Here is a 25,092-nt window from a genome sequence, read left to right as displayed (position 1 = left end):
CGCCCCCATGCCGCCGGGGTCCCTTCCCTGCCGGTCCCGAAAACTTCGCTTGACGTTCATTTCGTTCGCGATGCTGCCGTGAACCGGCCGTCGTAGCGTGAAAGCGTCCGGAGCAACACCACCGCCCAGCAAGGATCGCCATGACCATCACGCACCAGCCCGTCGTCCTGACCAGCAGCAGCATCGGAGGCAGGGACGAGGAAGTGGTGGAGGCCAATGCTGCCATCATCGACGCTATGCGCAAGGCCATGCTGCGGCTGGAGGACATGTCCCCGGTTGCCGTCCGAAGCTGCCTGGTGGATTTCTACCTCTCCCAGGCGCTGGAGGGAGGCTTCGCCCAGTACGCCGTCATGGCCGGGGGCCGGATCGCCACCGACCCGCTGGTCCGCGAAGGCATGGCAGGGATGGGCGCAACCGCCCACCTGGACCTCTTCAACCGAACCGCGGAGGCCTACGCCGTGCTCACCGCCGGAACGGCAGCGTCCTACCTGGCCGGTGGCACCGATGACAGCGGTGCCGTCACGCGCGCCGTCCTCCGCATCGAGGAGCTCGACGGCGAGTTCGAGGAACTGCTGGAACACGAGAACATCACCTCCCTCAACGCCCGCTGGCTGCGCGGCCAGCCGGACCTGCTGGTGCTGGACGACGAGGAAGTGGGGCCGTACATCCAGCGCCTTGCCGCCATGGCCCTCGAGGATGCCGGCGCGGCGGCTGTGGGCAGCGGCGGGGCAAATCCGTTCTAGCGGGTTCACTGGCCGGCTGGCCTGCCGCAGGGGGCAGAAAAAAGAAATTCACCGTGCCCGTAACTTTTCCGCAACCGCAGGCGATGTAGTCAGTGATGGGTCCGCCCGGCGGGCCCAGTCCGATGTGTTGTCTAGGTTTTGGAGAAGTAAATGTCTGTATTCACCGTTCTCGCCACCAGTAAAGTCGCCGCCGGAGTCCTGGCCGCCGGGACTCTGGCAGTAGGCGGAACCGGCGCCGCAGCCGTCTCCGGTGTCCTCCCCACCCAGGCCCAGCAGACCGCCCACGAGCTCTTCGGTGCGCCGGCCCCCAAGCTCGCCGCCGAGGCAGCAGCTGACGCCCAGGCCACCCCGGCCCCCACCGCCACCGCTGCAGTCTCGGACGTCCTGAAGAGCGCCGACGCCACCGCGGAAGCCACCGGCAAGGCAACGGCCACGGCCACGGCTTCCGACGAAAAGGCCAGCGCCGACGTAACCGGTTCCGCAACGGCCAACACCGCCGTTGACGCCGCCGGCCCTGCATCCCTGGGTCTCTGCACCGCCTTCACCCACGGCGGCCTGGACGCTTCCTCCAAGGCGTTCTCCTCGCTGTCCATCGCCGCCAAGGGCGACGCCAACATCAAGAGCTACTGCACCGACGTCGTGGCCAAGGCCGACGCCGCAGCCAAGGCCGGTGCCGAGGGCAAGGGTTCAACGTCCGTTGACGCCACCAAGCCTGAGGTTCCCGCTGTTCCGTCCGCTCCCGCAGTGCCCGCCGTTCCGGCTGTCCCGGGCGTAGACGGCGCCAACACCGTTCCCGCTGTTCCTGCCGTTCCGGCGGTGGGTGGCAACACCGTCCACACGCCGTCGGTTTCGGCCCGCTAAGGCTCATTGGCTAGTCTGGACTGCGGCTGCGGCCGCAGTCCGGGCAGCCGGCCGGGGACGCGCGACGCTGGAAGGCTTGAAGGAGCGCCCCTGGCAGACCTGCCATGAGGCAGCCGGAATACCACGGGGATTGGCAGCCCAAACCGGAAACCGGGATAAGGCGAGGGCCTGGTCCCGGGATGGAGGAGCCGCTGGTGCTGGACACTTTGGCCCAAGAAGAGATCGACATATTCGACAACGCAGCCGGAACTGATCCGGCCGTGTTGTTCGCTGCTGCCTATCGAACCTTCGCGGGCCCGGTGCTGGGGTACCTCAAAGCGCGCGGACTGGATGATCCCGAGGCTGTCACCCAGGACGTGTTCATGGCCTTCTACCCCCGGATCGGCACCCTCACCGGTGGACTGCAGGGCGCAAAGTCCCTGATCTTCTCCATCGCCCACGCCCGCATGGTGGACCACTACCGCCGGCTGGAACGCAGGCCTCAGTTGACGCCCTACGATCCCCAGCATGACGCCCGGACCACCCCGTCCGCGGAGGACCACGCCGTGGAACTGACGGCCGGTGCCGAAGCCATGCTGGAAGGCCTCAGCGAAGAACACCAGGAGGTCCTGGCCCTTCGCGTCGTGGCCGACCTGTCCATCGAGCAGGTGGCAGCCATCATGGGCAAGAGCGCCGGAGCCATCAAGCAGCTCCAGCGCCGGGCCCTCCAAAACCTCAAGGCACAAACGCTCAAGAGAAACCAGGCAGATCATGAGTGATACCGCAGGATCCCGCAACGACGGTGCCGTTGACCAGCTTCTGCTGGAAGCAGGCATGGACGGCGACGGCCAGCTCCGCGACGCACTGCTCGACCTGCGCGCCCTGGCGGCCGGGGCCCCGGCACCTTCGGCCGACATCGCGGCGCTGATGGCTAGCCCCTCAGCAGCCACCACCACGGTTCTTCCGGTGGGTGCATCCGCCACCACCGCGCTTCCCACCGTCACTGCTGCCCTTCCCCCCGCCGGGACTGCCGCGGAGCCTGCTGCCGGGCAGCCGGCTGACCAACTGGCCGCCCGCCGCAGGGCCAAGCGCCGCATCACGCTCACCACGCTCTCCGTCGCTGCCTCGCTCGCGGCCGGCGGCGCAGTGGCCGCCGCCTCCGACCAGGGATTCCGGGACTCCATCTCCCAGCTGAACCACGCCGTCACCTCGTTCGTGACTGGCTCAACCCCCGTCCCTGCCGGCAATGACACCAAGCAGGTTCCGGTTCCCGCGCCGGCAGCCCCCCGGCCTTCGGCAACCAGCAGCGCGGATGCCGTCCCCCCGGCACCCGCGCCCGCTTCTGCACCTGCCGCCGCCGCGCTGTCGAGCGCTCCAACACGGCAGGGAACCATGCCTGCCCACGGCACGCCCCCGCAGAAACCTGCGGAGGTCCCGGCGGCAGCCGCACTGCCCACCGAGGTTCCCGGAGACGTCCGGAAGGGGCTGGAACAGAGCCCTAAACTGCCCGTTCCGCTGCCCACCGACATCCCGCTCCCGGGCAAGACCGCGGACGTGCCGCTGAAGTAGCCCCTCCGGGCGGATCCGGCCGGGCTAGTAGCCCTGTCCGGCCGACTTGATCAGGGCGCCCGACGGATCGGACAGGTACCAGACGCCGCCCACACCCTGGCCCAAGGTGTCGCCCGGCTTGGTGTCCTTTGCGAAGTAGTAGAGGGGCATGCCGTTCAACGTCACCTGCTTCTTGCCGTCAGGCGTGGTGATGGTGCCCACTTTCCCGGTGACTCCTTCTGCCGTGGGTGATCCTGAAGTGCTGGTCAATGGAGGCCACTGGACCAGGCAGGAACCAGTGCAGGCGCTGGTGCCGGAGTCCTTGGTGTCCTTGGTGAAGAAGTAGAGGCTCATTCCCTTCGCATCGACCACAATGCTGCCCGCCGTCGAGGACGCCGCCTTGAGGTCGACGGCGGAACTCGCCTGCGACGACGACGCCGACGTTCCGGAAGGGCTGGCGGAGGACGTCCCGGACGGGGTTCCGGCTGAACTGCTTGAGCCGCCCGTGGCCGGGCTGGAGGCCGCCGGCGTGGTCCCGGTGCTGCTGCCGCAGCCGGTGAGGGCCGCCGCCAGGGCCAGGATGGCAAGGCCTGCCCCGAGATGGTGTTTCATGGTGTGCTCCTTGGGTGTTCTTCTCTGGCTGTGTGCGTGCTTGGGTGTGCCGCTTCGCGGGCGCCCGGCGCTGGATCACCGCGCTAACCCCTACGACGCCTCCGGGTGAAGAATGGTTCACAGGTGGGCTGCCACGCCGGACGGTTGAACCGTTTCCTGATTTCCGTCGTGGTAACAGCCGGGAGCGCAGCACGCCGCGGCGTTCCCGGCGGCAGTGCCGGGCAGTGGTGTTGGCAGTGACGGGAGGAGCGGGATGCCGCTCGACGACAACGTGGTGGAGGCCATCTACCGTGAACATGGCAGCGCCCTGCGCCGCTTCGTGCTCAGCGCCACCAGGGATCCACAGCTCGCGGAGGACGTGGTCCAGGAGACCGTGCTCCGCGTCTGGCAGCACGCCCCGGAGGTCAACGGCAGCTTCCGCAGTTACTTGTACCGCACAGCCAGGAACATCATGATCGACAATTACCGCCGGAGCCAGCGCCGCCCGCATGAGGCGCTGGAAAGCAGCCTCACCGATCCCGCCGAGGTGATGGGCCGCGTTGACGAGCTGCTGAACCGGGTCCTGATGGAGGAGGCGCTGCTGCGGTTGAGCAAGGAACACCGGGACGTCCTGGTGGCCCTCCATTACCGCCGGTTCACGGTCAACGAGGCTGCTGTCCAGCTCAACATCCCCAGCGGCACCGTCAAGTCCCGCGCCTTCTACGCGCTCCGGGCTTTGCGCACCATCCTGGACGAGATGGGGGTGGAACGGTGACTCCCACACCGCACCACCTGCTGGGTGCCTACGTGCTGGGCGGCCTCGACGCGGCCGACCTCAGCCTTTTCGAAGCACACCTCCAGGGCTGCGCCGCCTGCCGCAAAGAGCTTGCCGTACTGGAGAAAGTCCCGATGCTCCTCGATGCCCTCCCCGTCCCCGACGCCGTGGCGCTCACTGCCGCGCCCGGCGGCACGGAGGGAGCTGACACCGGCGCCCCGGCGCGCCTGTTCAGCGAGCTGGCACACCGCCGCAGGACACTACGACGGCGGTGGGTGGCGTTGGCAGGCGCTGTGGCCGCTGCCTGCCTGGCGGTGGGCCTGGCCGTGGGGCCGCTGCTCGCCAGGCCGCCGCAGCCGGATGCCACCTACTCCGTGGCCTCCGGCGGAGGGCTCCAGGTGAACATCGACATGGCCCGGAAGACCTGGGGGACCGAGCTGGCCGTCAGCGGCAGCAGCCTGCCGGAGGAAGGGACGCTGTCGCTTTGGGTGCGCGACCGGGCCGGCGCGGAGGACCGGGCGTGTGCCTGGACCGCCACGCCCAGCGGGAAGGTCAAGGTCACCGGTGCCACACCTATCCAGCTTGGCAGCATCTCCAGCGTCGAACTGCGGGATGGCGCCCAGCGGGCCGTGGCGGTCATAACGGTTCCCTAGGACTGCGGATCCGGGCCAGGCTGGTTGTGTCCCCGGCCCGTTCCCAACGCACGGAATTCCGCCACCAGGGCCTCATCCTCGCAGGCGCGGGCGAAGGCGGCGATCCGCCGTTCGATCTCGTAGCCCAGCAGATGGCTGCCGATCCGCTCCATGATGGGCCGGAGCAACGCCGGGCGGCACGAAAACGTGTACTTCCAGACGGCCCGGGTGCCGTCGTCGTCCGCGGTGAACCGCCAGCCGCCGCCGAAGTTCGTGAAGAACCACGGGCCGGACACCATGGTCATCCCGACGCTCCTGGGCGGCGCATACGAGACGTACTGGCTCACCATGGCCAGCCCAAGGCGTGACCTGGTGCGGGTGCGGACGCCCTTTCCCGGTGCCTGCGCCCCGTCAAGGAAGCCCTGGGCGGAAATGAAGGGATCCCACTTGAGCCGGAATTCCCCCGTGGTTTGCGAGAAGGCGAAGGCAGTCCCAGGGTCGATGCGGATCCAGCGTTCGGCGCGTACTTGGGGCATGCCCCAACTTAACCACGCCGATGCCGGCTACTTGGTCATTTTCGCCAACCGCGCTCGCATGATCATGTAGGCGCCGTAGCAGATCAGCCCGGCTCCCACCGCTGCCAGCAGGTAGGGTCCCATCGGCTGGTCACGGAGGGCCCGCAGGCCGCCGTCCAGGCCGGTGGAATCCTCCGGATGCCGCTTGAGCGTGGCGACGGCGATGAGCAGGCCTGCCAGCAGGAGTACTGTCCCCTTCGCCAGGTAACCTGCCACGCCTAGTGCCGTGACGGCCGTCCTGGCCGGCCCCGGAGCCGGCATCCGCAGTTGCTTCTGGAAAGACTTCTTTGGTCCCCGGATGCCGTAGACCACACCCGTCACGGCAACCGCCACACCGATCAGGACCAGCAGGGCAACCCCGCCCGGGGCCTGCATCATGGACACGGTGAAGTCGCTCGCGGCCTTGCGGTTGTCGCCGCCGTTTCCAGTGCCCGTGAGGAAGTGCGAAAGGGTCAGGGCAAGGACGGCGTACACGATCGCCTGCAGGGTGGCCTTGGCCTTGTTCTTCACCTTGGTCTTGGTGGCCTGGTGGTTGAAGTCGAAGATCGCATCGCCTGCCTGCCAGAGCGACAACGCGGCGCAGGCCGCGAAGCTTCCCCACAGCAGGAACGGGCCGACGGGCACCGTGGCAAGTTCCGCTACCGCACCGCTGAAGTCAGCATTTCCGGTTCCGCCCACCGCCAGCCGGATCGAAATGGCCCCCACCAGCAGGTGGAGGATCCCGCTGGCCGCAAACCCGGAACGGGCGAAAATCTCAAGGACGCGCGAATTGGTGACGTCCTCGGCCTTGTCAACGGCCTGTTTCAGTTCTTCTTTGATCGTCTTTCCTTTTGGACGGCGCGGTAGTGCGCTGGTGTGCGTGCCCTTCTTATAAGGGCAATCGTGCCACGCCGTGGGGTCCCGGAACAGCTGGTTCCGGGCCGCCGATGGGGAGGGATCCCCATCGCCGCGATCCCATACCTGTGCAACCATGAGGACCAGCGATCGAAACGCACCGCACTCTTTTCCGGGGGAAACCATGACTTTTTACGGCGCAGACATCAGCCAGCTGCGGGCGCTGGCCAAGGCCGCCGACCAGGCAGCGACATTGCTGAGCAGCCGTGCCGGGTCCCTGCACAGCCAGATCCAATCCGCGCCGTGGAAGGGCCGGGACGGTGAACGCTTCCGCCAGGAGTGGAGTGCCAGCCACCGTCCCAGCCTGGACAAGGTGGTGGCCAGCCTGCGGGAAAACTCCAAAATCCTGATGAAGCATGCCGACGAGCAGGAAAAGGCGTCCACCACGGGAGGTGGGGGCTCCGGCGGCAGCACCTGGGACCGGATCACCTCCATGGCCGAGCAGGCGAGGGAGTGGTTCAAGGAGCGGGCCGAAGAAGCCAGGGCAGCGGCCGAGCACCGCCGCGACCTCGCAGCCGGACTGGACCGCATGGTCAACGCCAGCCCGGAAGAGCAGGCAAAGTGGTGGGCCGGACTGTCCGATGCCGACAGGCAGTACCTGATCCAGGGCGAAGGCAGCAACGGCCCGTTTGCCGAAGACCTGATGCGCATGGACGGCGGCATTCCCGCCGCCGCGCAGGAACTGGCGAAGCACCACCTGCAGGAACTGGCCAAGGCCGACATTCCGGTCTACACGGAAACAGGCAAGGCCTCCATCGAAGCCCGGGTTGCCTGGGTCCACGGCGGCGCCGAAGTGGGCACCGAGGTGGTGGAAAACGCCGACGGGTCCGCCACCATGAAGGTCTACGGAAACATGGGCCTGGGCGTCAATGACGCCTCCGGCACCGCAGGGGCAACACTCACCGGCGAGGTCTCCCGCGAGTACACGTTCGCCAGCGTGGAGGAAGCCATGGCCGCCCGCAAGCAGATGTACCACGACCTTCCGCCGGACAGCATCGGGGCGATCAAGGATGTGGCCGGCAACCCGCCCGGCTACATCCTGGACACCATCAATGATGCCGCGAAGGACAACGGCTCCACCGGCCAGACGGATAAGGCCAAGGGCACCTTCTCGCTGGATGCAACCGGCGAATCCAGCACGGTATCCGGCGGCGCGAAGCTCGACCTCGCCTACGAACGGAACCTGACCGACGGCACCTCCACGGCCAGCGGCGAGGTCTCCGCCAACGGCCAGCTCAAGCTGGACGGCAGGGTCTTCGAGGCCTCCGGCAAGGGCGGCCTGGAAGTCAACATGGACAAGCACAACAACATCGATTCCGTCTCGGTCTCCATGGACGGAACCGTGGCCCAGGGCGTCACGTCCGGCCTGAAGACCGAGGGGGCGAAGTTCGATTCGACCGTGACCGCCGGGACCCAGGGCACCGTCAAGATCGACGTCGACTACACGCCCGAGAACCGCCCCATCATCGACAGCTACCTGCGCAACGTCGCCTTGGGGAATGACACCGGTGCGGCCCATGACGCGGCCCGGCTCTACGAGGCCGGCTCCGCCACCGTCCAGGTGAACTCGGTGCTGACTGCCAAGAACGAGGCGGGCATCGATCTGAAAGTGGGTGAGGTGGACATCAAGACCGAGAACCAGTCCACCACCAACGTGTCCACGTACTATAAAGTCCCCAACGACACCAAGCTCGAGAGGCTCTGAAACCCATGTCAGTGCACATCGAATCCCCGCTGGGCTTCACCGCGGACTTCCCCGAGCACACCCAGGTCCTGGACGATTCCACGGCGGGCCCCAACAGCGAGCAGTTTGGCCTGCTGGGCGGTGTGCTGGTCACCGTCATCAAGGACGACACCTCCGTCCAGGACGCGCCGCAGGCCAACGGCTGGGCGCACCTGATGGCGGGCTACTACCTTGAGGACCGCGGCGGCACCCTCCTGGCGGAGGGCGAGCTGAACCTGCCGGGCAAGGCTGCATACGCCGTGGTGGCGGGATACGACGACGACGGCGGCCCGGCCAAGGTGGCAGCCACAGTGGGCGTGTGGGAAAGCAGCATGTTCATCGGCGTCGTGGTCGTCTGGCCGTACCTGGACCCGGAAGCCGAACCGCGCCTGGACATGCTCAAGGAGATCGTGGCCGCCATCAACGTCGGCTAGCGGCCTTCCCGGCCCCGCCGCTTAGCGGCGGCGGTAGCAGAGGTCGAAGATCAGCCGGCCGGCCTCGTGGGCCTTCGCCTCGAAGCTGGTCCGGATCCTGCCCTCGAAGCGGGGAGCCCAGCCGCCGGTCTCGTCCACGCCTTCGTTGGGCCCGGTGTGCTCCGTGCTCACCGGTGCGCGTCCTTCCCGCACGGGTGCACCGCCCACCACCGATTCGACACCGGACTGCCACACCTGTGTCAGCGGGCTTTCGGGGCCGCGGCGCTCGCCGTTGTGGAGGTTCTCGAAGTCCTTCGAGCCCGCCATGACATCCCGGACATGGACAGCATAGTTGGACCAGTCGGTGGCGATCCGGAACAGGCCGCCCGGTTTAAGCGCGCGGGCAGCGAGGCCTGCGAACTCCGGCTGGATGAGCCGGCGCTTGTGGTGCCGCGACTTGTGCCACGGGTCCGGGAAGAAGACCCACAGTTCGCTGACCGAGCCTTCGGGCAGCATGGTGGCCAGGACTTCGGGCGCGTTCGCCTCCACCACGCGGACGTTGTCCAGGCCCCGGCTGTTGATCTTGATGATGGTGTTGGCCAGTCCCGGGGTGTAGACCTCCACGGCCAGGAAGTTCGTGCCCGGGTTCTGTTCCGCCGCGTGGCAGACGGCGTCGCCCAGGCCCGAACCGATCTCAACGATGAGCGGGGCTTCGCGGCCGAACTCAGCGGCGGCGTCAAAGGTGTAGTCGGGGTGGACCGAGGTGTTGGCCACGTGCCGGGGCACGTCGACGGCCCACCGCTCGGCGTGCTCGGCCCAGGCTGCCTGCCGGCGGCCTTGGAGGCGGGTGCCGCGTCGCACGAAACTGACCGGGCGGCCGCCGTACGTGCCGAAGGAGGCCTGGGTTCCCGGCGTCACGGGCCTGGGGACATGCGGCTGCTGGGGGTTTTCAGGGGATTCACTCATCCCTTCCAGAATAGCGCCGCAGGCCCAGCGGAGAGTTTGGGCGCAAGCATGGGTGTGCCCGGAACAGGGTTCGTTCAGAAGACGCCTATGAGATTGAGTGCCGGGCCGAGCGCCAAAGCGAAGACCAGGCCGCAGATGCATAGGGCCACTGCCGCTGCGGACCGGCTTCCTGATCCCCGTGGCAACTGTTTCAGCGCCTGAAGCGCCGGCCGGAGGCCAATCGATGCGAAGAGGAGAGGCAGGCTGAACATTACGACGGGAGTTACCCAGGGCGTGGGGGAGTAGCCGCTGTCCGAATAGGTCATCAGCATGGCAAGCCCAGCGAGCGGTCCGGTCAGGAGCATGCTGGCAGGAGCAAGGATGGCCAGGACCAGGCTGTTTGTGGCCTTCCTGCCGACCCGGGTGTTCTTGGGTTCTCCGGCTGGCACCGGGGTTGCATTGTCCATCGGCGCCGGGCGGGGGTTTGGTTGAGGGGTCGTATCCACGGTGCTCCCGTTGGTCGGTGCGGCCTTATGCCTGGCCGCGGCTGGTTTCAACGTATGGAGCTGGAAACAACGCCGGAAGGTACGCCGGCCCGTATGTGGAAAACTCCGTGGCGGCGGCCGCCTGCAAGAATGGGCCCATGACGGACGGAATGAATGCTGCGGCAAGGAAGCAGCGGCGAACGGCTGCCTCCGGGGACGCCACGGGCGGGACCCGGACGGGCAGCAGCGTGGTGGACCTCAGCACCCTGGTGGACGCAGAAATCGATGAGCTGCCGGCGGCGCAACCCACCCGCGTGGGCAGCCGGCGCGCCCTCGCCTACCTCGGCGTGTGCCTGGTCCTGATCGGCCTGAACCTGCGCAGCGTCTTTTCCAGCCTCTCCGCCGTCCTGCCGGAAGTGACCTCCCAGGCCGGGCTGCCCGGCTGGTCCGTGGTGGTGCTGACCACGGTTCCGGTCACCCTGCTGGGTGTCTTCGCGCCGCTCGCCCCAGTCCTGGCCCGCCGATTCGGTGCGGAGCGGGTGCTGCTGGGCGCCATGGCATTACTGACCGCGGGGCTCCTGCTGCGGCCCGTGGACACCGGGACAGCAACGGGCGGGGGCGGCCACCTTCCTGCCCTCCTGGTGGGCACGGCAGCCTGCGGCGCCGCCATCGCCCTGTGCAACGTGCTCCTCCCGGGCCTGGTGAAACGCGACTTCCCGCACCGGCTGGGGCTCATGGGCGGGCTCTACACCACGGCCATCTGTGCCTCGGCCGCGCTCGGGGCCGGCTTCACCTACCCGGTGTACACGGCGACGGGTGAGTGGACCAAGGCGCTGTGGGTCTGGGCGCTGCCCGCCGCCGTCGTGCTTCTCCTGTTCCTCCCCGTGGCCCTGCGCCAGGGCACGGTCCGGCACCAGGCGGTCCGGGACGGGATCAACGTCTGGCGCTCACCCGTCGCCTGGCAGGTCACCATCTTCATGGTGCTGCAGGCCATGATGTCCTTCAGCGGCTTCGCCTGGCTGGCGCCCATCCTCCGGGAACGGGGCGTGGACGGGGCCACCGCAGGGCTGATCGTTGCCGTGTGTATCGTGCTGCAAATGCTGGGATCCCTGTTCGCCCCCGCCCTGGCCGCGAGGTTCCGGGACCAGCGCGCCATCAACACGGTTGTAGCGTTGATGACCGGCGGGGGATTCGTACTGAGCATCCTCGGCCCCCTCAACCTCATCTGGGTGTGGGCCGGCCTGCTCGGACTGGGGCAGGGAAGCCTCACCGCCGCGGCCCTGACCCTGATCATGCTCCGCACCCGCGACGGGCACACCGCAGCCCACCTCTCCGGCATGATGCAGGGCGTGGGCTATGGGGTGGGCTCCACGGGCACCCTCATGGTGGGCCAGCTCCACCAGGCAACGGGGTCCTTTGTTCCCGCCGGGATCCTGTTTATGGTGGTGGGCCTGCTCGCGGCGGTCTTCGGCTACCGGGCCGGCCGGAACCGGTTCGTGGAGTAGGGCCTGCCGTGCAGGACTCCACGCTCCCGGGAACCCGCGACGCCGCCGGAATCTTCCGGCCCCCATACCTGTGGGTGACCGTGGGAACCTGCGCCCTGGTGTTCCTGGCCGCCTTCGAATCGCTCGCCGTGACCACCATCATGCCCCTGGTCAGCCGGGAGCTGAACGGCGGAAGCCTCTACGCGCTGGCCTTTGCTGGGCCAATGGCCACCGGCGTGATCGGCATGGTGGGGGCGGGTAACTGGTCCGACCGCCGCGGACCCGCCCTGCCGCTGTACGCCTCCGTGGCCCTTTTCGTGGCGGGCCTGCTGATTGCGGGCACCTCGGTGACCATGCCCATGCTCGTCGCCGGCCGCCTGGTGCAGGGTCTCGGCGGCGGCGCCCTCACCGTTGCGCTCTACGTGCTCGTGGCGCGCTTCTTCCCGGGCCAGCTGCATGCCCGGATCTTCGCTGCCTTCTCGGCGGCCTGGGTGGTCCCGTCCCTGGTGGGGCCCTTCGCCGCCGGCGTGGTGGCCCAGGTTTTCAGCTGGCACTGGGTGTTCCTGGGCGTGGTGGGCCTGGTCATTCCCGCGTTGGCCATGATCGTGCCAGTGCTGCGCGGACTGGACGGCCCCGACGCGGAGGGACAGCCGGCCGGAACAGGCCAACCGGGAGGAACCGCGCCGCCGTGGGCCCTGGGCCGGCTGGGCTGGGCGGCACTGGCCGCGCTCGCGGTGCTGGGGCTCAATCTTTCCGCAGACGCCCGGATCCCCGGCTTCCCGGCAGCCACGGCACTCCTGGCGCCCGCCGCCGTCGTCCTGGCCCTGGTGGCCGTGCGTCCCCTGGTGCCCCCAGGCACCCTCGCCGCCCGCCGCGGGCTGCCGAGCGTGATCCTGGCGCGCGGGCTCGCCTCGGCGTCGTTCTTCGGCGCCGAGGTCTACCTTCCGTATCTCCTGATCGACCAGTATTCGTTCCCGCCCACCCTGGCCGGGCTGACCCTCACCGGCGGCGCGCTCGCTTGGGCGGGGGCCGCCGCCGTCCAGGGACGGATGGGCACGCGGCTGCCGCACCGCCGCGCCGTCCAGGCCGGATCGCTCATGGTCCTGGCCGCGATAACCCTGGCCCTGGCCACCACCGCGCTGCACTGGCCGGCCGCCACCGCCATCGCCGGCTGGGTGCTGGCAGGGGGCGGTATGGGACTGCTCTACCCACGCCTGAGCGTGATGACCCTGGCGCTGTCCACCAAGGAGAACGAAGGCTTCAACAGCTCCGCCATGTCCATCTCTGACTCCCTGGGCGGGGCGCTGTCGCTGGCCACCACGGGGATTGTCTTCGCCGCATTCGCTACGCCGGTCCAGTCCTTCGCAGGAGTGTTCGCGTTTACCGCGGCCATCGGGGTCGCAGCGGCATTGGTGGCGCCGCGCGTCACCACCCCAGCTCCTCCGGCAGGTTAGGAAAGGCGGGTGGCGCGCAGGACGACGTCGGCGATGGTCGCTTCCTGCCCTTCCGGTCCCGTCGCCGGGCGCTCCCGGCTGGTGAGGACCTCCACCTGCCACTCGGGCTGGTCCAGTCCCAATTCCTGCACCAGCTGGTCCCCCGTGTAGAACATGTCCAGGTGCTTGTGGTGGTCGTTGCCCCAGGGCGGCAGCCGGTCCGGGTGGTGGCCCACCACCAGCAGCGTTCCGCCGGCTTTGACGGCCGAGGCCGCTGCGCGCAAGGGGACCCGCCAGTCCAGCTCCTGGGAATGCAGGAACTGCGATGTCACCAGGTCGTAGGAGTTCCCGGGGTGCCACTGCGCCAGGTCCGCCTGCTGCCAGGTGATCCGGCTTTCCATGGTGCCGTTCGAGGCATGCACGCTTTCCCGCGCCAGTTCGGCCAGTTCGTGGGAGCGGGCCCGTTCCAGGGCAACGGCGGAGACGTCGACGGCGGTCACGGACCAGCCCTTTTGCGCCAGCCAGATGGCGTCGGCGCCTTCCCCGCATCCCAGTTCCAGCGCCGTCCCGGGCCGCAGGCCACCGGCTTCCCGGACCAGCTGCGGGTTCGGCTTCCCGCTCCACAGCCTGGCTTTGCTGCGGTACCGCTCGTCCCAGGCGGAAGCCGCGTCAATGCCGCCGCCACCCCCGTCCAGGGCCGCCCCGCCGTCGTGCGTGTGCCCTTCATGCTGTTGCGTGTCCTGGTGCTCGCTCATGCCTCAACACTGCCCCGCCAGGTCCCCGAAGGCAACGCCGACGACGGGTTCCCGGCGCGGGGATGCTAGACTGGAGGAACTTGATGTGCAGTGATGCCGCCTGCTCCGGATCTGGAGGTTCCTTTCCAGGGAGCGGGCTTTCTTCATGTGAGAGGCACATCCTGCGTCGATGAACGCGTTCCATTTGGTCCCGGCCGGCTGTCCTGATTTACAGCGCCCGGTTGATCACCTGACTTTTCTTCGGCGAAACCCCTGGTCCAACCGGCATCGGGGGCCGATATCCGCCCGGATACCGCCAGAAAGACCGTAAAAAACTACATGACTACTTTTGCTGCCCTCGGTACTCCCAAGGCCCTTGCAGACACCCTTACCGCCCAGGGAATCGTTGAACCGTTCCCCATCCAGGTGAAGACCCTTCCGGACACGCTGTCCGGCCGTGACGTCCTGGGCCGGGGCCGGACCGGATCCGGTAAGACCATTGCTTTCGCTATCCCGCTTGTAGCAAGACTCGCTGAGCGGGAAGCCAAGTACTTCCGCAAGCCCGGCCGCCCCATGGGCCTGGTCCTGGCACCCACCCGTGAACTGGCAACCCAGATCAACGCCACCATCGAGCCGCTGGCCAAGGCCGCCGGCCTGAACACCACCGTGATCTACGGCGGCATCTCCCAGGCCCGGCAGGAGAAGGCGCTGCGCGCCGGCGTCGACATCGTCATCGCCTGCCCCGGCCGCCTGGAGGACCTGATCCGCCAGCGCATCCTGACCCTCGAGGCTGTGGAGATCACCGTCCTGGACGAGGCCGACCACATGGCCGACCTCGGCTTCCTGCCGGTGGTCAAGAAGCTCATGGACATGACCCCCAGCGAGGGCCAGCGCCTGCTCTTCTCCGCCACCCTGGACAACGGCGTGGACAAGATCGTCCAGCGCTACCTGTCCAACCCGCTCACCCACTCCGTGGACGATCCGCAGGCAGCGGTAACCACCATGGAGCACCACGTGCTGGTGGTCAACGACCAGACCGTCAAGAAGCAGCTGATCGTGGAGCTCGCCTCCGGAGCCGGCCGCCGCGTCCTGTTCATGCGGACCAAGCACCACGCCCGCAAGCTGGCCAAGACCCTGACCGACGCCGGGATCCCCGCCGTCGACCTGCACGGCAACCTCTCCCAGAATGCGCGTGACCGCAACCTGGCCGAGTTCTCCAACGGCGACGTCCGCGTCCTGGTGGCCACCGACGTTGCCGCCCGCGGTGTGCACGTCGACGACGTCGAACTGGTCATCCACGTGGACCCGCCCACCGAGCACAAGGCGTACCTGCACCGTTCAGGCCGCACCGCGCGTGCCGGTTCCGACGGTACCGTGGTCACCCTGACCCTGCCCGAGCAGCAGGCTGACGTGAAGAAGCTCATGAAGGCCGCCGGCGTGGATGTCAGCTTCGAGCGCGTCACCGCGAGCTCACCCATCGTGGCCGAACTCGTTGGCGACATCGCCGAGAAGGTGGACCCGCGGACCCGTGCCGCACTGCTGGCAGCCAAGGCCCCCAAGCAGGGCGGCGGCACCTCCACCGGTGCCAATGCGGAGCGCAAGCGCGCACGCCGCCAGGCTGCTCCCACCACCGGTGGGCGTGGCGGACGTGGTGGACGCGGCAAGGTTTCGGCCGAACCCGCCCGCAGCGACGCCACCCGCGCCGAACGCCGCGCTGTCGCCTTCGAAGGCCGCACGGAAGCCCGTGCAGCGTTCGACCGCAATGCCGAGCAGAACGAGGACCGCGCAGTGGCAGCAGCCGCTGCCCGCCGCAATGCCCGCGGCCGCGCCACGGCTTCCACGCACCGCAACGACGTTCCCGCAGCAGGTGGCCGCTCATCGGCCGGCCGCGGGTCGAACGGACGTGCAGTCGAGGGCCGCAGCGATTCCCGGATTACCCGCAGCGACGCTCCCCGCGGCGGCACCGGCCGCCCGGCTTCCGGCGGACGCCCCGCGTCCGGTGGTGGCCAGCGCAGCGGCCGCCCCGCAACCGGCCAGCGCGCCGCAGCGGGTACCTCCGGCCAGCGCTCGGGTGCAACCGGAGGAAGCAAGGCAGTCTGGTCCTCCAACACCGGCGGAACCTCGGGTGGGTCATACGGCTCCGGCAGCGGCGGCAATGGTGGCTCGGGCCGTCCTGCCCGCAGCGGCCCCCGCCGCGCGTCCGCACCGGCGTCGAACGAGCGCCGCGGCCGCTAGTCCCCACCGGCCGTAAAACTGCAGCGGCGGTTGAGTTTGTCGAAACCCGGTTTCGACAAACTCAACCGCCGCTTTTGTTTTTACCAGCCGCGGGCGCGCCACTCATCGAGGTGCGGGCGCTCAGCACCCAGCGTGGTGGGTTTCCCATGCCCGGGATGCACGACGGCGGTGTCCGGGTAGGCGTCGAACAGCCGCTCCGTAACGTCGGACAGGAGCTGGTTGAACCGTTCCGGGTCCTGCTGGGTGTTGCCGACGCCGCCGGGAAACAATGAGTCGCCGGAGAAGATGTGCGCAGGTCCTTCCGGGTCCTGGTACACAAAGGCTATGGAGCCCGGGGTGTGGCCGCGCAGGTGGGCGGCGGTGAGCTCGAAGCCGTCGAACTTCCCAACGTCGCCATGGCTTAGCCGCACCTCCACGGGGACCGGCAGCGCGTCGGCGTCGTCCGCTCCGGCGGCTGCCGGTGCGCCGGTGGCATCCACCAGTTCCTTCAGGGCGCGCACGTGGTCCCAGTGCTGGTGCGTGGTGGCAATCAAGGCAAGCCGCGGGGCTGCGGACGTGTCCCCTGCCCCGTCCGCCAGCAGTTGCTGGATGGCAGGGAGATCGTCAGCGGCGTCGATCAGCACCTGTGCACCGCTCTCCTTCGCCGTCAGCAGGTACACGTTGTTGTCCATCTCGCTGACCGGGATGCTGCGGATGGTGAGGCCCGGCAGGTCGTATCGAAGTGAGTCCATGGGCTTCAGTCTAAGGACGGGCTAGAGGCCGAGAGGCAGGGTGGTGGAGTAAACCTGCTTGGACGGCCGCGCGGCGAGTACCTCGTGCAGCGTGCTCCTGCCTTCCGGCGTGGCCCGCCAGGCGGCGTAGTCGTCGTGGTCCTGGGTGGTGGCCCAGGTTTCCACCACCAGGATGTGGCAGGGGTCCGCATCGTCCACCAGCGCTTCGATGCCCTGGTTGCCGGGCCAGGCGCGGGTGGCGGCGAGGGTTTCCGCCAGGTATTTGGCGGCGTCGTCAACATGTTCGGGCTTGAACTGGACTTCGAAGTGGACGATGGCAGGCACGGGGCTCCTTGGGTTCGTAGTTCGTAGTTCGGAATGAGGGGAAGGCTGCTATTCGCGGCCCTCGGACACCCACGTGGGGTCCGCGGAACGGGAGCCGACGACCGCGTCGGACGCTGCGTCCAGGGCCTCCAGGTGCGCCGGGGCCAGCTCCAGGGACAGCGCGCCGAGGTTTTCGTCGATCCGGGCGGCCTTGCGGGTACCGGGGATGGGGACCACCGGCAGGCCCAGCCGCTTGCCCTGCGCGAAGATCCACGCCAGGGCAACCTGCGCTGGAGTGGCGGCCAGTTGGTCCGCCACGGACCGGACGGCGTCCACCACGGACTGGTTGGCGCCTGCGGCGTCCGGGGCGAACCGGGGAATATTCCGCCGGAAGTCCTTTGCGCCCAGGCTGGCGGTATCCACGGTTCCGGTGAGGAAGCCACGGCCCAGCGGGGAGTACGGGACAAAGCCCACCCCCAGGCCGGCGGCGGCGGGGACCACGTTGCGTTCCACGTCCCGGCTCCAGATGGACCATTCGCTCTGGACCGCCGCGATCGGGTGGACCGCCGAAGCGTCCTGCAGTTCCTGTGCCGTCACCTCGGACAGGCCCAGGTGCCTGACCTTCCCCTGCTTCACCAGCTCCGCCATCGCGCCCACGGTTTCCTCGATGGGGACGCGGACGTCGCGGCGGTGCATGTAGTAGAGGTCGATCACGTCGGTGCCCAGCCGCTGCAGGCTCCGATCCACTGCTTCGCGTACATAGGCGGCGTCGCCGCGGATGTCCGTGTAGCCGTCCGTGGGCGTGCCCACCAGCGCGAACTTGGTGGCCAGCTGGACTTCGTCCCGCCGGTCCTTGAGCAGCTGGGAAATGAGTTCCTCGTTGCTGCCGCCGCCGTAGATGTCAGCGGTGTCGATGAAGCTGACACCGGCGTCGACGGCGTGGTGCAGGGTCTGCAGCGCCTCGGCAGGGTCCACCTCGCCGTACACCGGCGTGAGGGCCATGCCGCCGAAGCCCAGGGGGCTGACGGTCAGTCCATCACCGAGGTGGACATTTCGTGCGGCTTCATTGCTGCCGGATTCGCTGGGTGCGCTTGCCATGGTTCTCCTGTTCGTTTCCTGCGTTGAAATTTACAGCCAAGGTAGGACGCGGTCCGCCGCCGGGCGGGTGGCCTGGATCAGGCGGGCATTGGCTTCGTCGGGTCCAGTGGCCCAGGCAACCGCAGCCTCACGTTGCATGCCGAACGAAACGTGCCGGTCCACCAGGCGCTGCAGCCGGAGCGCCAGCGGAGTTTCGAGGAACCACACCTCATCCAGCTGCGCCCGCACGTCCTTCCACGGTTCCTGGTCCGCCAGCAGGTAGTTCCCCTCGGTGATCACCAGCTGGACCTCGGCGGGGACGGCAATGGAAGCAGCCACCGGCTCGTCCAGGGTGCGCCGGAACTCCGGTGCGTACACCACCGCCTCGTCCCGGAGAGCCAGGCGGCGCAGCAGCGCAAGGTAGCCGCCGGCGTCGAACGTATCAATGGCTCCCTTGCGCTGCCTGAGCGGGGTCCCCTCGATGATTGCGTTGCCCAGGTGGAAGCCGTCCATCGGCACCACCACGGAGGTGCCGGGGCTGAACTGCTCCTGCAGCCAGGCGGCGAAGGTGGACTTGCCGGACCCGGGCGCCCCCGCTACGCCCAGGATGGTCCGTGTTCCGGGCACCAGCCGGCGCCGCAGCGTATCCACGGCCATTGTGATCTCGGGGGAGTGCATGGCAAAAGCCTAGTCACCGCCGGGTGCCGGCCGCGCATCTTTTTCTGCCGGCAGCGCTTTCAGGCCCGCGGCGCAGCCCACGATCCCCGTGATGAACAGCAGCTTCACCACGCTGAAGGGCTCCGCGCCGGTGGCCATGGCCCAGCCCACGGTCAGTGCGGCGCCGATGCCCACCCAGATGGCGTAAGCCGTGCCCAGCGGGATGTTCCGAATGGCCACGCCGAGGCCCAGCATGCTGAGCGTGGCGGTGACGGCGAAGACGGCGGTGGGCAGTGGGCGGCTGAAACCGTCGGACAGGCCGAGCGCGGTGGCCCAGACAGCTTCCAGGACGGCCGACGCCAGCAGCACCAGCCACGGAACGGAACGCTTCAACATCACGCCACCACCTTGAGGCCAACCACGCACGCGGCGATGCCGGACAGCAGGAGCAGGCGCGCCGCCGTCGGACGTTCAACCCTGGTGGCCATCGCGTAGGCGGAGGTGAGGACCACCCCCACGCCCACCCACACGGCATAGGCCGTTCCAGTGGGAATGGACTGCATGGCCACGGCAAGGCCGCCGGTGCTGGCGGCAACGGCCGCCAGGAACAGGACCCCGGGGGCGATTCGGCGGCGTCCGGAAACCTGTGCGGCCCGGTGCAGCGCAGCTGCCCAGACGGCCTCCAGCGCGCCGGAAAGAATGAGGATGATCCACGGCATGACAGTTCCTTTGGCCAGTCTTGTCGCGTGCCGGGTACTGAACCGTCGTCCGGAGGCCGGGGTGGGGGCCTTGGCTTCCAAGGTAGCAAGGCACGACGGCGGGCTGCCACCGTTGGTGCGCAACCTCACCACCAGCCCAGGTGCTTACGTTGCAGGATCCTGGGGGTCGATGGACACCACAGCCAGGAAGCCGCGGCCCAGGATTTCCGGGGAATCGCTGTCGGACCCCACCACGGCGTCGTAGCGGCCAAGCTCCAGCGGTTCGCCGGCGCTGTCGCTGACCTTCGCCTGTCCCTGCAGGAGCACCCCGAGCTGCCCTTCGAATACGGGGTGGGCGCGTTTCTTGGACAGCTCGATGATGGAGGTGAAGGCCTTGAACGCCCCGGTCCGGGTGATGACGTTGAGGTCACGGATGTCGCCGGTGGGCAGTGCCGCTGTTGTGGCGGCGCCGCCGTCGAAACGGAACGGACGGTACTTCTCAAGGGGCTGTTCCGCGCCGCCAACGGTCAGCAGCAGCAGTTCCCCCTCGATGACCGTCAGTACCCGCTCCATGCCGGGGAAAGCGGAAAAGTCGCCGGCCTTGGCCACATCCGCGATGCTGACCCGCCAGTCCCAGCCGCCGTCCGCCGACCCCTGGCGTGCGATTTCCCTTGTCACCCCGCCACCGTTGCGCCATGGTTCGGCCTTGAGCCCTGCGAAGCGGATGATCTGCATCAGCCCAGCCTAGTTCCCCGCCGCGGATGCCCGTCGCACGCCGGTCCCGTGCCTGTTACTCTCCTCCGGGGGGTCAACACGAAAAAAGCCTGAAGGAGCCCGGGAATGTTCGTCAAAGTGTGTGGTCTCAGCACGCCCGAATCGGTCCGCGAAGCAGTGGACGCCGGCGCGGATGCGGTGGGTTTCGTCCTCACCGCCAGCCCCCGGGTTGTCTCACCGTCACAGGCCGCCTCCCTGCTGGCCGGGGTACCGGACACCGTCTCACCGATCGGTGTCTTCCGGGAAGAGCCCGTCGCCGACGCCATCGCCATCGCCCGGGCCGCCGGTCTGGAGTGGGTCCAGCTGCACGGGGCCCGGTCCCGCACGGACGTGGCAACAGTGCACGACGCCGGCATGAAGCTGGTCAGGGCCATCACCATGGGTGCCTCGCCGGACGAGTTCGAGGACTGGGGTGAGGACCTCCTCCTGATCGATGCCGCCGTACCGGGTTCCGGGGAGTCCTGGGATTACGCTTCCGTGGCTGCCCTGCCCGTGCTCCGGGGACGGAACTGGCTGCTCGCCGGTGGCCTGGAGGCGGCCAACGTGGGCCAGGCAGCGGCCGCTGCGCACACCTGGGGCGTTGACGTGTCCTCCGGCGTCGAGGCGTCCCGCGGCGTGAAGGACCTGGCCAAGATCCGGGCGTTTGTCCAGGCTGCCAAGGCCGCTGCCACGGTCTAGCGGCCATCCACGTGTGCCCGGCGGCCGCCGGGTCAGGGCAAGCTCAGGGATGTCCCCCATCTTTTGGCCGGAGGGCCTTTTTGTCGGGGGGTCGAGGGCACAATGGGTGCATGAAGACACTTCTGAACATCATCTGGCTGGTTTTCGGCGGCTTCTGGCTGGCCCTGGGCTATTTCCTCGCAGGCGTGGTCTGCTGCCTGCTGATTGTCACCATCCCCTGGGGCATCGCCTCATTCCGGATTGCTTCCTACACGCTATGGCCGTTCGGCCGGATGGTGGTGGACAAGCCTGGCGGTACTGGTGTCTTTTCGCTGCTGGGCAACGTGATCTGGCTGCTGGTAGCCGGAATCTGGATTGCCATCGGACATGTGGTCACCGCCTTCGCCATGGCCGTGACCATCGTTGGAATCCCACTGGCCATCGCCAACCTCAAACTCATTCCGGTATCCCTGATGCCGCTCGGCAAGCAGATCGTGCCAACCAGCACTCCGTTCGTCAGCACCTACCGCTAAGGTTTGCCGGTCATAGCGGCCGGAACGACCCATCCCTGAGGATGGCCGTCCGCTCACTGCCGTCCAGCTCAGCGGCGATGTCCACGTCCTCCGCGTAGCCTGCCCCGGACAGTTCCCGGCCGCTGGAGCAGTTCTGCAGCAGCTCGCGCAGCCGTGGTTCGGCGGACTCGAAAACAGCCATGGCCGCCACTGCCTCCGGAGCATAGCCGTGCCGCCCGTCACCTGCTTCGTAGCCGCCCTTCCCGGCGGCCACCAGCCCCGCGATGAAGGCGCCGGCCCCGATCTGGTCCTCCACGGAAGGCCGGATTGCGCCGTCGGGCCACCGCTCGCCGGCGGCGACCACGGCCACCACCGCATCGGCAGCGAGGTTGGCCGCCACCCATTCCGCCGTGGCCGCCGCGTTCCGCAGGCAGGCTGCGGCCACGAGCGGCACTTCGGCGGCCAGCGCATGGCAAAGCTCGGAACCGTTGGGCGAGGGCAGCACCACACGGTCCAGCGACTCTGCGGCGCGGAGGCTTGCGGGCGACAGGCTCAGGCCTCCGCCGCCGCGGGGCCCGGCCAGCTGGGCGCGGTGGTGGGCGGCGTAGTCCTCGGCCGTGGTGTCCCGCCAGCGGTAGGGAAATACTTCGGCGCCCCGGTCCAGGGCCACGCTGACGCAGGTACTGAAGGACAGGACATCCACCACTACCGCGATGTCGGCCCCGGCCGCCACCGTCCTGGCACCCTCCAGCCCCCACTCCAGCCGGACGGTGAAAGGGAGTTGGCGGTGCGCCGCATTGGCGGAGTGCGTGTGCCGCGGGCTCGTGCCGGGTGCGTTCATGCCAGTTCGCCTTCCAGGTTGCGGTGTGCGGTGTCCAGCCACAAGGCCCTTGCCCGCCGGTGGTGGAACAGCGGGTCCAGTTCCAGCAGGCGGCGGACGACGGCGGACCTTCCGGCTGCGAAGTCGGCGTCGCCGATGTGCGCGTAGTCCTGCCGCACCGCAGCGACGTAGCGGGCGTACTCGTCCGGTTCGGCGCCCAGGATGGAAAGGTCCGCGTCGCACAGGAGGGCCCCGTCGTCGTCGCCAGGCTCCGGCCGGTGGTCCGACGTCAGCCGGACCAACCGGGCAACTTCCGCCACTTCTTCCTCGGGAAGACCGGCGTCGGCCAGCCGGTCTTCGGCCAGCCGCGCGGACTCCTCCTCGTCCTGTTCCGCGATCCCGCGGTACACGGCATCGTGGAACCAGGCCGCCAGCAGGACCGTCCGTGGCGGGTCGCCAGGTTCCGTGAGCAGGTCGATCGCCTCGAGGACCGATAGCAAGTGGGTGCAGCCGTGGTAGTGGCGGTGTGGTTCGCTCCACCGGTCCAGCAGGTCAAGGAACAGTGCGTCGTGCCCGGGCATAATGGCTTCCCAACGGTTCAGCAGCGGGACCTTCAGCGACTTGTTCCGCCGGCGCGCCGGGATCCGCAGGCCGCTGGCGATGAGCCGGCGTACCAGCACCCTTCCCTCCACCGGAGTGGCGCCGGCAGCCACCAGGTCATCGAACCGGCGTTCCGGCACATCGTAGTGGTCGCCGTCGAAGGCCCGCTCAGGAATCCCGGCGGCAGCAGCGAACGAATGCAGCTCATCCAGCGATGTGTCCGACACCAGGTGCGAGAAATGCGTTCCGTGGGCAGGCCACAGTGGCGGGTCGATGTAGATGGCCATGGAAGGAGTCTAGTGCCGCCGCCGGCTGGGACCCCGTGGCGGCCGAGCGGGTGGCATTCAACCTCGACTGCGAATCCATGCAAGCCTATGTCCCGCATTTGCGGCATATAATCCTCACATGGCACTCATCCGCGTCTCCGAAGCAGCCCGGTTCCTGGGCGTAAGCGACGATACTGTGCGCCGGTGGACGGAGCAGGGGACCCTGACCGCGCTTCGGGACGCCTCCGGCCGCCGGGTGGTGGACGGACTGGAACTGGCAACGCACGCACGGAAGCTCGCCCAGCTCCCGGACGACCCCAAAAACGGCAGCAGCTCGGCACGGAACCGGTTCGTCGGCCTGGTCACCAATGTCATCACGGACAAGGTCATGGCACAGGTGGAACTGCAGTGCGGTCCTTTCCGGGTGGTCTCCTTGATGAGCAGCGAGGCCGTGCGCGAACTCGGGCTGGAACCGGGGGCCGTTGCCACCGCCGTGGTCAAGGCGACCACTGTCATCATCGAATCATCGAAGGGCCGGGCCACCGCATGAACCAGCCACTTGCCCGGCCCGGGCACTCACCACTCCGGAAACGCATGCTTTCGCTCGCTGTCCTGCCAGTGGTCGCGCTGCTGCTGGCGGTCCTCCCGGGCTGCGCCGCAGGGGGCTCCGCGACGGATGCCGGTGCCGGCACCACCGCAGACGGCAAGCCCGGCGGCGGGATCACCGTTTTCGCGGCGGCCTCCCTCAAGCAGGCCTTTACCGAGCTCGCCAGCACTTTCGAAGCGGAGCATCCCGGCACATCGGTCGCGCTGAGTTTCGCCGGTTCCTCGGACCTCGCAAGCCAAATAAGCCAGGGTGCACCCGCCGACGTCTTCGCGTCCGCGGACACCGCCAACATGAAGAAAGTGCAGGACGCAGGCCTGGCCAATGGCACGCCGGAAAACTTCGCCACCAACACCCTGGCCATCGCTGTGCCGCCGGGCAATCCTGCCGGAGTCACATCGCTGAAAGACCTGGCCCGGCCCGGCATCAAACTGGTGACCTGCGCCAGCCAGGTTCCCTGCGGCGCCGCCGCGGCCCGCGTGGCCCAGGCGGCGGGGCTTACGCTGAGCCCGGTCAGTGAGGAAAACGCAGTCACCGACGTCCTGGGCAAGGTCACCTCCGGCGAGGCGGACGCCGGGCTGGTCTACGGCACTGACATCAAGGCGGCCGGGACCAGGGTGGCAGGCATCCAGTTCCCGGAGTCGGGGAGTGCCGTGAACACCTACCCGATAGCGGGCCTCGCCGGTGGCCGGAACCAGGCCACCGCGCACGCCTTCATTGACCTGGTGGCAGGCCCGGAAGGCCAGAAAGTCCTTGCCGCCGCGGGTTTCGGACCCGGCGGACAGTAGGGTGGGGCCAGGAGCGGCCGGCGGTTCGCCGGGCCGTGCCGGTCAACACCACCCGTCCAGCATCCACCGTTCTTCAGCCGACATGTCCGGAGGAAACCAGCATGGCCCACGCAGAAAACAGCATCACCATCAACCGGCCGGCACGCGAGGTCTACGACTTCCTGGCCGACGGCCTGAACAACACCGCCTGGCGTGAGGGCGTAAAATCCATTTCCCTCAAGGAAGGCAGGGCAGGTGAGCCCGGCGCGATCTACAGCCAGACGCTGACCGGACCCAAGGGCCGCCCGCTGCCGGGTGACTACAGGATCACCACCGCAGAGCCCGGCCGCCTGCTGCGCTTCGAGGTGGTTGCGGGGCCGGCCCGGCCCACCGGCACGTACACCCTGGCCGGGGAAGCCGGCAGCACCACCGTGCACTTCGCCCTGGACGCCAAGCTTCCGCTCCTGATGCGCGTCCTCGATTCGATGGTCACGAGGACCATGGAATCCGAGGTAGCCCAGCTGTCCAGGCTCAAGCAGGTCCTCGAAAGCCGCTGAGCACTTGGGTACAGCAGGC

At 68.4% G+C, this 25,092-nt stretch carries 31 protein-coding genes and 1 riboswitch; of the genes, 16 read left to right on the top strand and 15 right to left on the bottom strand.

The window, feature by feature from the left end:
• Nucleotides 1–140: 140 nt before the first annotated feature.
• The 4 genes from AC1DIP_RS05235 to AC1DIP_RS05220 all read left to right on the top strand — a co-directional run bounded on the left by AC1DIP_RS05235 (nt 141) and on the right by AC1DIP_RS05220 (nt 3,152).
• The gene (locus AC1DIP_RS05235; RefSeq protein WP_477733104.1) at nt 141–743 is read left to right on the top strand and encodes a DMP19 family protein; all 603 of its coding nucleotides are present in this window, start codon (nt 141–143) and stop codon (nt 741–743) included.
• Nucleotides 744–893: 150 nt separating this feature from the next.
• Nucleotides 894–1,604: a protein tyrosine phosphatase gene (locus tag AC1DIP_RS05230; RefSeq protein WP_477733103.1), complete on the top strand. Its 711-nt coding sequence runs from the start codon at nt 894–896 to the stop codon at nt 1,602–1,604.
• Between the two features lie 179 nt (nt 1,605–1,783).
• A complete protein-coding gene (locus AC1DIP_RS05225; RefSeq protein WP_477733102.1) occupies nt 1,784–2,362 on the top strand; it encodes an RNA polymerase sigma factor in 579 nt (192 codons plus the stop codon).
• A complete protein-coding gene (locus AC1DIP_RS05220; RefSeq protein WP_477733101.1) occupies nt 2,355–3,152 on the top strand; it encodes a hypothetical protein in 798 nt (265 codons plus the stop codon). The genes AC1DIP_RS05225 and AC1DIP_RS05220 overlap by 8 nt, the downstream gene beginning before the upstream one ends.
• A gap of 24 nt (nt 3,153–3,176) precedes the next feature.
• Here AC1DIP_RS05220 and AC1DIP_RS05215 read toward each other — a convergent pair whose 3' ends face one another.
• Nucleotides 3,177–3,743, bottom strand: a complete 567-nt coding sequence (locus tag AC1DIP_RS05215; RefSeq protein WP_477733100.1) for a COG4315 family predicted lipoprotein — start codon at nt 3,741–3,743, stop codon at nt 3,177–3,179.
• A gap of 253 nt (nt 3,744–3,996) precedes the next feature.
• On the opposite strand from AC1DIP_RS05215, the gene AC1DIP_RS05210 reads away from it, so the two are divergent.
• Complete coding sequence (locus AC1DIP_RS05210; RefSeq protein WP_477733099.1) at nt 3,997–4,497, top strand: sigma-70 family RNA polymerase sigma factor; 501 nt, start codon at nt 3,997–3,999, stop codon at nt 4,495–4,497.
• Nucleotides 4,494–5,150, top strand: a complete 657-nt coding sequence (locus AC1DIP_RS05205) for a zf-HC2 domain-containing protein (RefSeq protein ID WP_476207594.1) — start codon at nt 4,494–4,496, stop codon at nt 5,148–5,150. The genes AC1DIP_RS05210 and AC1DIP_RS05205 overlap by 4 nt, the downstream gene beginning before the upstream one ends.
• Here AC1DIP_RS05205 and AC1DIP_RS05200 read toward each other — a convergent pair.
• Both AC1DIP_RS05200 and AC1DIP_RS05195 read right to left on the bottom strand, forming a co-directional pair.
• Complete coding sequence (locus AC1DIP_RS05200) at nt 5,147–5,665, bottom strand: SRPBCC family protein (RefSeq protein ID WP_477733098.1); 519 nt, start codon at nt 5,663–5,665, stop codon at nt 5,147–5,149. The two genes, AC1DIP_RS05205 and AC1DIP_RS05200, sit on opposite strands and share 4 nt — an antisense overlap.
• Before the next feature lie 27 nt (nt 5,666–5,692).
• Nucleotides 5,693–6,511: a DUF1206 domain-containing protein gene (locus AC1DIP_RS05195; RefSeq protein WP_476211801.1), complete on the bottom strand. Its 819-nt coding sequence runs from the start codon at nt 6,509–6,511 to the stop codon at nt 5,693–5,695.
• A 211-nt stretch (nt 6,512–6,722) separates the two neighbouring features.
• Here AC1DIP_RS05195 and AC1DIP_RS05190 point away from each other — a divergent pair, with 211 nt between their 5' ends.
• Nucleotides 6,723–8,303 carry a hypothetical protein gene (locus AC1DIP_RS05190; RefSeq protein ID WP_477733097.1) on the top strand — a complete coding sequence of 527 codons (1,581 nt, stop codon included), beginning with the start codon at nt 6,723–6,725 and terminating at the stop codon, nt 8,301–8,303.
• A 5-nt stretch (nt 8,304–8,308) separates the two neighbouring features.
• Nucleotides 8,309–8,755, top strand: coding sequence for a hypothetical protein (locus tag AC1DIP_RS05185; protein ID WP_477733096.1), 447 nt, complete (start codon nt 8,309–8,311; stop codon nt 8,753–8,755).
• Between the two features lie 21 nt (nt 8,756–8,776).
• Here the strand turns inward: AC1DIP_RS05185 and trmB are convergent, their stop codons facing one another.
• Both trmB and AC1DIP_RS05175 read right to left on the bottom strand, forming a co-directional pair.
• Nucleotides 8,777–9,700: a tRNA (guanosine(46)-N7)-methyltransferase TrmB gene (trmB, locus tag AC1DIP_RS05180; RefSeq protein ID WP_476207588.1), complete on the bottom strand. Its 924-nt coding sequence runs from the start codon at nt 9,698–9,700 to the stop codon at nt 8,777–8,779.
• Nucleotides 9,701–9,774: 74 nt separating this feature from the next.
• Nucleotides 9,775–10,128, bottom strand: a complete 354-nt coding sequence (locus AC1DIP_RS05175) for a hypothetical protein (protein WP_477733095.1) — start codon at nt 10,126–10,128, stop codon at nt 9,775–9,777.
• Between the two features lie 194 nt (nt 10,129–10,322).
• Between AC1DIP_RS05175 and AC1DIP_RS05170 the strand changes: the two genes are divergently transcribed.
• Nucleotides 10,323–11,669 carry an MFS transporter gene (locus AC1DIP_RS05170; RefSeq protein WP_477733094.1) on the top strand — a complete coding sequence of 449 codons (1,347 nt, stop codon included), beginning with the start codon at nt 10,323–10,325 and terminating at the stop codon, nt 11,667–11,669.
• Nucleotides 11,670–11,677: 8 nt separating this feature from the next.
• Nucleotides 11,678–13,102: an MFS transporter gene (locus tag AC1DIP_RS05165; RefSeq protein ID WP_477733093.1), complete on the top strand. Its 1,425-nt coding sequence runs from the start codon at nt 11,678–11,680 to the stop codon at nt 13,100–13,102.
• Here the strand turns inward: AC1DIP_RS05165 and AC1DIP_RS05160 are convergent.
• Nucleotides 13,099–13,836 (bottom strand): class I SAM-dependent methyltransferase, encoded by a 738-nt coding sequence (locus AC1DIP_RS05160; RefSeq protein WP_477733092.1) that lies wholly within the window; start codon nt 13,834–13,836, stop codon nt 13,099–13,101. The genes AC1DIP_RS05165 and AC1DIP_RS05160 overlap by 4 nt on opposite strands.
• A gap of 318 nt (nt 13,837–14,154) precedes the next feature.
• Here AC1DIP_RS05160 and AC1DIP_RS05155 point away from each other — a divergent pair, with 318 nt between their 5' ends.
• On the top strand, nt 14,155–16,050 hold the full coding sequence (locus AC1DIP_RS05155) for a DEAD/DEAH box helicase (RefSeq protein ID WP_477733091.1): 1,896 nt from the start codon (nt 14,155–14,157) through the stop codon (nt 16,048–16,050).
• An 80-nt stretch (nt 16,051–16,130) separates the two neighbouring features.
• Here AC1DIP_RS05155 and AC1DIP_RS05150 read toward each other — a convergent pair whose 3' ends face one another.
• The 7 genes from AC1DIP_RS05150 to AC1DIP_RS05120 all read right to left on the bottom strand — a co-directional run bounded on the left by AC1DIP_RS05150 (nt 16,131) and on the right by AC1DIP_RS05120 (nt 20,251).
• Complete coding sequence (locus tag AC1DIP_RS05150; protein WP_477733090.1) at nt 16,131–16,781, bottom strand: MBL fold metallo-hydrolase; 651 nt, start codon at nt 16,779–16,781, stop codon at nt 16,131–16,133.
• Nucleotides 16,782–16,802: 21 nt separating this feature from the next.
• Nucleotides 16,803–17,105: a putative quinol monooxygenase gene (locus tag AC1DIP_RS05145; protein WP_477733089.1), complete on the bottom strand. Its 303-nt coding sequence runs from the start codon at nt 17,103–17,105 to the stop codon at nt 16,803–16,805.
• Between the two features lie 48 nt (nt 17,106–17,153).
• Nucleotides 17,154–18,182, bottom strand: a complete 1,029-nt coding sequence (locus AC1DIP_RS05140; protein ID WP_477733088.1) for an aldo/keto reductase — start codon at nt 18,180–18,182, stop codon at nt 17,154–17,156.
• A 30-nt stretch (nt 18,183–18,212) separates the two neighbouring features.
• Nucleotides 18,213–18,839, bottom strand: a complete 627-nt coding sequence (locus AC1DIP_RS05135; RefSeq protein ID WP_477733087.1) for a nucleoside/nucleotide kinase family protein — start codon at nt 18,837–18,839, stop codon at nt 18,213–18,215.
• A gap of 9 nt (nt 18,840–18,848) precedes the next feature.
• Nucleotides 18,849–19,214: a DMT family transporter gene (locus AC1DIP_RS05130; protein ID WP_477733086.1), complete on the bottom strand. Its 366-nt coding sequence runs from the start codon at nt 19,212–19,214 to the stop codon at nt 18,849–18,851.
• A complete protein-coding gene (locus tag AC1DIP_RS05125) occupies nt 19,214–19,537 on the bottom strand; it encodes a DMT family transporter (RefSeq protein ID WP_477733085.1) in 324 nt (107 codons plus the stop codon). Before AC1DIP_RS05125 ends, AC1DIP_RS05130 begins: the two co-directional genes overlap by 1 nt.
• 9 nt (nt 19,538–19,546) lie before the next feature.
• Nucleotides 19,547–19,612: riboswitch (guanidine-III (ykkC-III) riboswitch) on the bottom strand.
• A gap of 69 nt (nt 19,613–19,681) precedes the next feature.
• Entirely contained in the window at nt 19,682–20,251 is a 570-nt protein-coding gene (locus tag AC1DIP_RS05120) for a HutD/Ves family protein (RefSeq protein ID WP_477733084.1), read from the bottom strand.
• 105 nt (nt 20,252–20,356) lie between these two features.
• On the opposite strand from AC1DIP_RS05120, the gene AC1DIP_RS05115 reads away from it, so the two are divergent.
• Both AC1DIP_RS05115 and AC1DIP_RS05110 read left to right on the top strand, forming a co-directional pair.
• Complete coding sequence (locus AC1DIP_RS05115) at nt 20,357–20,968, top strand: phosphoribosylanthranilate isomerase (protein WP_477733083.1); 612 nt, start codon at nt 20,357–20,359, stop codon at nt 20,966–20,968.
• A 110-nt stretch (nt 20,969–21,078) separates the two neighbouring features.
• Complete coding sequence (locus AC1DIP_RS05110; RefSeq protein WP_141159156.1) at nt 21,079–21,480, top strand: YccF domain-containing protein; 402 nt, start codon at nt 21,079–21,081, stop codon at nt 21,478–21,480.
• Nucleotides 21,481–21,490: 10 nt separating this feature from the next.
• Here AC1DIP_RS05110 and AC1DIP_RS05105 read toward each other — a convergent pair whose 3' ends face one another.
• Together AC1DIP_RS05105 and AC1DIP_RS05100 are read right to left on the bottom strand one after the other, a co-directional pair.
• Nucleotides 21,491–22,300, bottom strand: a complete 810-nt coding sequence (locus AC1DIP_RS05105; protein WP_477733082.1) for a 2-phosphosulfolactate phosphatase — start codon at nt 22,298–22,300, stop codon at nt 21,491–21,493.
• Complete coding sequence (locus AC1DIP_RS05100; protein ID WP_477733081.1) at nt 22,297–23,166, bottom strand: DUF4031 domain-containing protein; 870 nt, start codon at nt 23,164–23,166, stop codon at nt 22,297–22,299. Before AC1DIP_RS05100 ends, AC1DIP_RS05105 begins: the two co-directional genes overlap by 4 nt.
• Nucleotides 23,167–23,284: 118 nt before the next feature.
• On the opposite strand from AC1DIP_RS05100, the gene AC1DIP_RS05095 reads away from it, so the two are divergent.
• The 3 genes from AC1DIP_RS05095 to AC1DIP_RS05085 all read left to right on the top strand — a co-directional run bounded on the left by AC1DIP_RS05095 (nt 23,285) and on the right by AC1DIP_RS05085 (nt 25,073).
• Nucleotides 23,285–23,695 (top strand): TOBE domain-containing protein, encoded by a 411-nt coding sequence (locus AC1DIP_RS05095; RefSeq protein WP_477733080.1) that lies wholly within the window; start codon nt 23,285–23,287, stop codon nt 23,693–23,695.
• A 44-nt stretch (nt 23,696–23,739) separates the two neighbouring features.
• Entirely contained in the window at nt 23,740–24,537 is a 798-nt protein-coding gene (gene modA / locus AC1DIP_RS05090) for a molybdate ABC transporter substrate-binding protein (protein ID WP_477733206.1), read from the top strand.
• 101 nt (nt 24,538–24,638) lie between these two features.
• The gene (locus AC1DIP_RS05085; RefSeq protein ID WP_476207553.1) at nt 24,639–25,073 is read left to right on the top strand and encodes an SRPBCC family protein; all 435 of its coding nucleotides are present in this window, start codon (nt 24,639–24,641) and stop codon (nt 25,071–25,073) included.
• The last annotated feature ends 19 nt before the right edge of the window (nt 25,074–25,092 follow it).

The organism is Pseudarthrobacter sp. 05T312, assembly GCF_056396685.1.
Note: the sequence above shows the minus strand (reverse complement) of the source record. Positions and strands in the feature narration are given on the sequence as shown.

What these genes read in the sequence shown, in the direction of transcription:
- AC1DIP_RS05235 (WP_477733104.1), top strand. Translation starts at nt 141, where the DNA reads ATGACCATCACGCACCAGCCCGTCGTCCTGACCAGCAGCAGCATCGGA.
- AC1DIP_RS05230 (WP_477733103.1), top strand. Translation starts at nt 894, where the DNA reads ATGTCTGTATTCACCGTTCTCGCCACCAGTAAAGTCGCCGCCGGAGTC.
- AC1DIP_RS05225 (WP_477733102.1), top strand. Translation starts at nt 1,784, where the DNA reads ATGGAGGAGCCGCTGGTGCTGGACACTTTGGCCCAAGAAGAGATCGAC.
- AC1DIP_RS05220 (WP_477733101.1), top strand. Translation starts at nt 2,355, where the DNA reads ATGAGTGATACCGCAGGATCCCGCAACGACGGTGCCGTTGACCAGCTT.
- AC1DIP_RS05215 (WP_477733100.1), bottom strand. Translation starts at nt 3,743, where the DNA reads ATGAAACACCATCTCGGGGCAGGCCTTGCCATCCTGGCCCTGGCGGCG.
- AC1DIP_RS05210 (WP_477733099.1), top strand. Translation starts at nt 3,997, where the DNA reads ATGCCGCTCGACGACAACGTGGTGGAGGCCATCTACCGTGAACATGGC.
- AC1DIP_RS05200 (WP_477733098.1), bottom strand. Translation starts at nt 5,665, where the DNA reads ATGCCCCAAGTACGCGCCGAACGCTGGATCCGCATCGACCCTGGGACT.
- AC1DIP_RS05190 (WP_477733097.1), top strand. Translation starts at nt 6,723, where the DNA reads ATGACTTTTTACGGCGCAGACATCAGCCAGCTGCGGGCGCTGGCCAAG.
- AC1DIP_RS05185 (WP_477733096.1), top strand. Translation starts at nt 8,309, where the DNA reads ATGTCAGTGCACATCGAATCCCCGCTGGGCTTCACCGCGGACTTCCCC.
- trmB (WP_476207588.1), bottom strand. Translation starts at nt 9,700, where the DNA reads ATGAGTGAATCCCCTGAAAACCCCCAGCAGCCGCATGTCCCCAGGCCC.
- AC1DIP_RS05170 (WP_477733094.1), top strand. Translation starts at nt 10,323, where the DNA reads ATGACGGACGGAATGAATGCTGCGGCAAGGAAGCAGCGGCGAACGGCT.
- AC1DIP_RS05160 (WP_477733092.1), bottom strand. Translation starts at nt 13,836, where the DNA reads ATGAGCGAGCACCAGGACACGCAACAGCATGAAGGGCACACGCACGAC.
- AC1DIP_RS05155 (WP_477733091.1), top strand. Translation starts at nt 14,155, where the DNA reads ATGACTACTTTTGCTGCCCTCGGTACTCCCAAGGCCCTTGCAGACACC.
- AC1DIP_RS05150 (WP_477733090.1), bottom strand. Translation starts at nt 16,781, where the DNA reads ATGGACTCACTTCGATACGACCTGCCGGGCCTCACCATCCGCAGCATC.
- AC1DIP_RS05140 (WP_477733088.1), bottom strand. Translation starts at nt 18,182, where the DNA reads ATGGCAAGCGCACCCAGCGAATCCGGCAGCAATGAAGCCGCACGAAAT.
- AC1DIP_RS05135 (WP_477733087.1), bottom strand. Translation starts at nt 18,839, where the DNA reads ATGCACTCCCCCGAGATCACAATGGCCGTGGATACGCTGCGGCGCCGG.
- AC1DIP_RS05130 (WP_477733086.1), bottom strand. Translation starts at nt 19,214, where the DNA reads ATGTTGAAGCGTTCCGTTCCGTGGCTGGTGCTGCTGGCGTCGGCCGTC.
- AC1DIP_RS05125 (WP_477733085.1), bottom strand. Translation starts at nt 19,537, where the DNA reads ATGCCGTGGATCATCCTCATTCTTTCCGGCGCGCTGGAGGCCGTCTGG.
- AC1DIP_RS05120 (WP_477733084.1), bottom strand. Translation starts at nt 20,251, where the DNA reads ATGCAGATCATCCGCTTCGCAGGGCTCAAGGCCGAACCATGGCGCAAC.
- AC1DIP_RS05115 (WP_477733083.1), top strand. Translation starts at nt 20,357, where the DNA reads ATGTTCGTCAAAGTGTGTGGTCTCAGCACGCCCGAATCGGTCCGCGAA.
- AC1DIP_RS05110 (WP_141159156.1), top strand. Translation starts at nt 21,079, where the DNA reads ATGAAGACACTTCTGAACATCATCTGGCTGGTTTTCGGCGGCTTCTGG.
- AC1DIP_RS05105 (WP_477733082.1), bottom strand. Translation starts at nt 22,300, where the DNA reads ATGAACGCACCCGGCACGAGCCCGCGGCACACGCACTCCGCCAATGCG.
- AC1DIP_RS05100 (WP_477733081.1), bottom strand. Translation starts at nt 23,166, where the DNA reads ATGGCCATCTACATCGACCCGCCACTGTGGCCTGCCCACGGAACGCAT.
- AC1DIP_RS05095 (WP_477733080.1), top strand. Translation starts at nt 23,285, where the DNA reads ATGGCACTCATCCGCGTCTCCGAAGCAGCCCGGTTCCTGGGCGTAAGC.
- modA (WP_477733206.1), top strand. Translation starts at nt 23,740, where the DNA reads ATGCTTTCGCTCGCTGTCCTGCCAGTGGTCGCGCTGCTGCTGGCGGTC.
- AC1DIP_RS05085 (WP_476207553.1), top strand. Translation starts at nt 24,639, where the DNA reads ATGGCCCACGCAGAAAACAGCATCACCATCAACCGGCCGGCACGCGAG.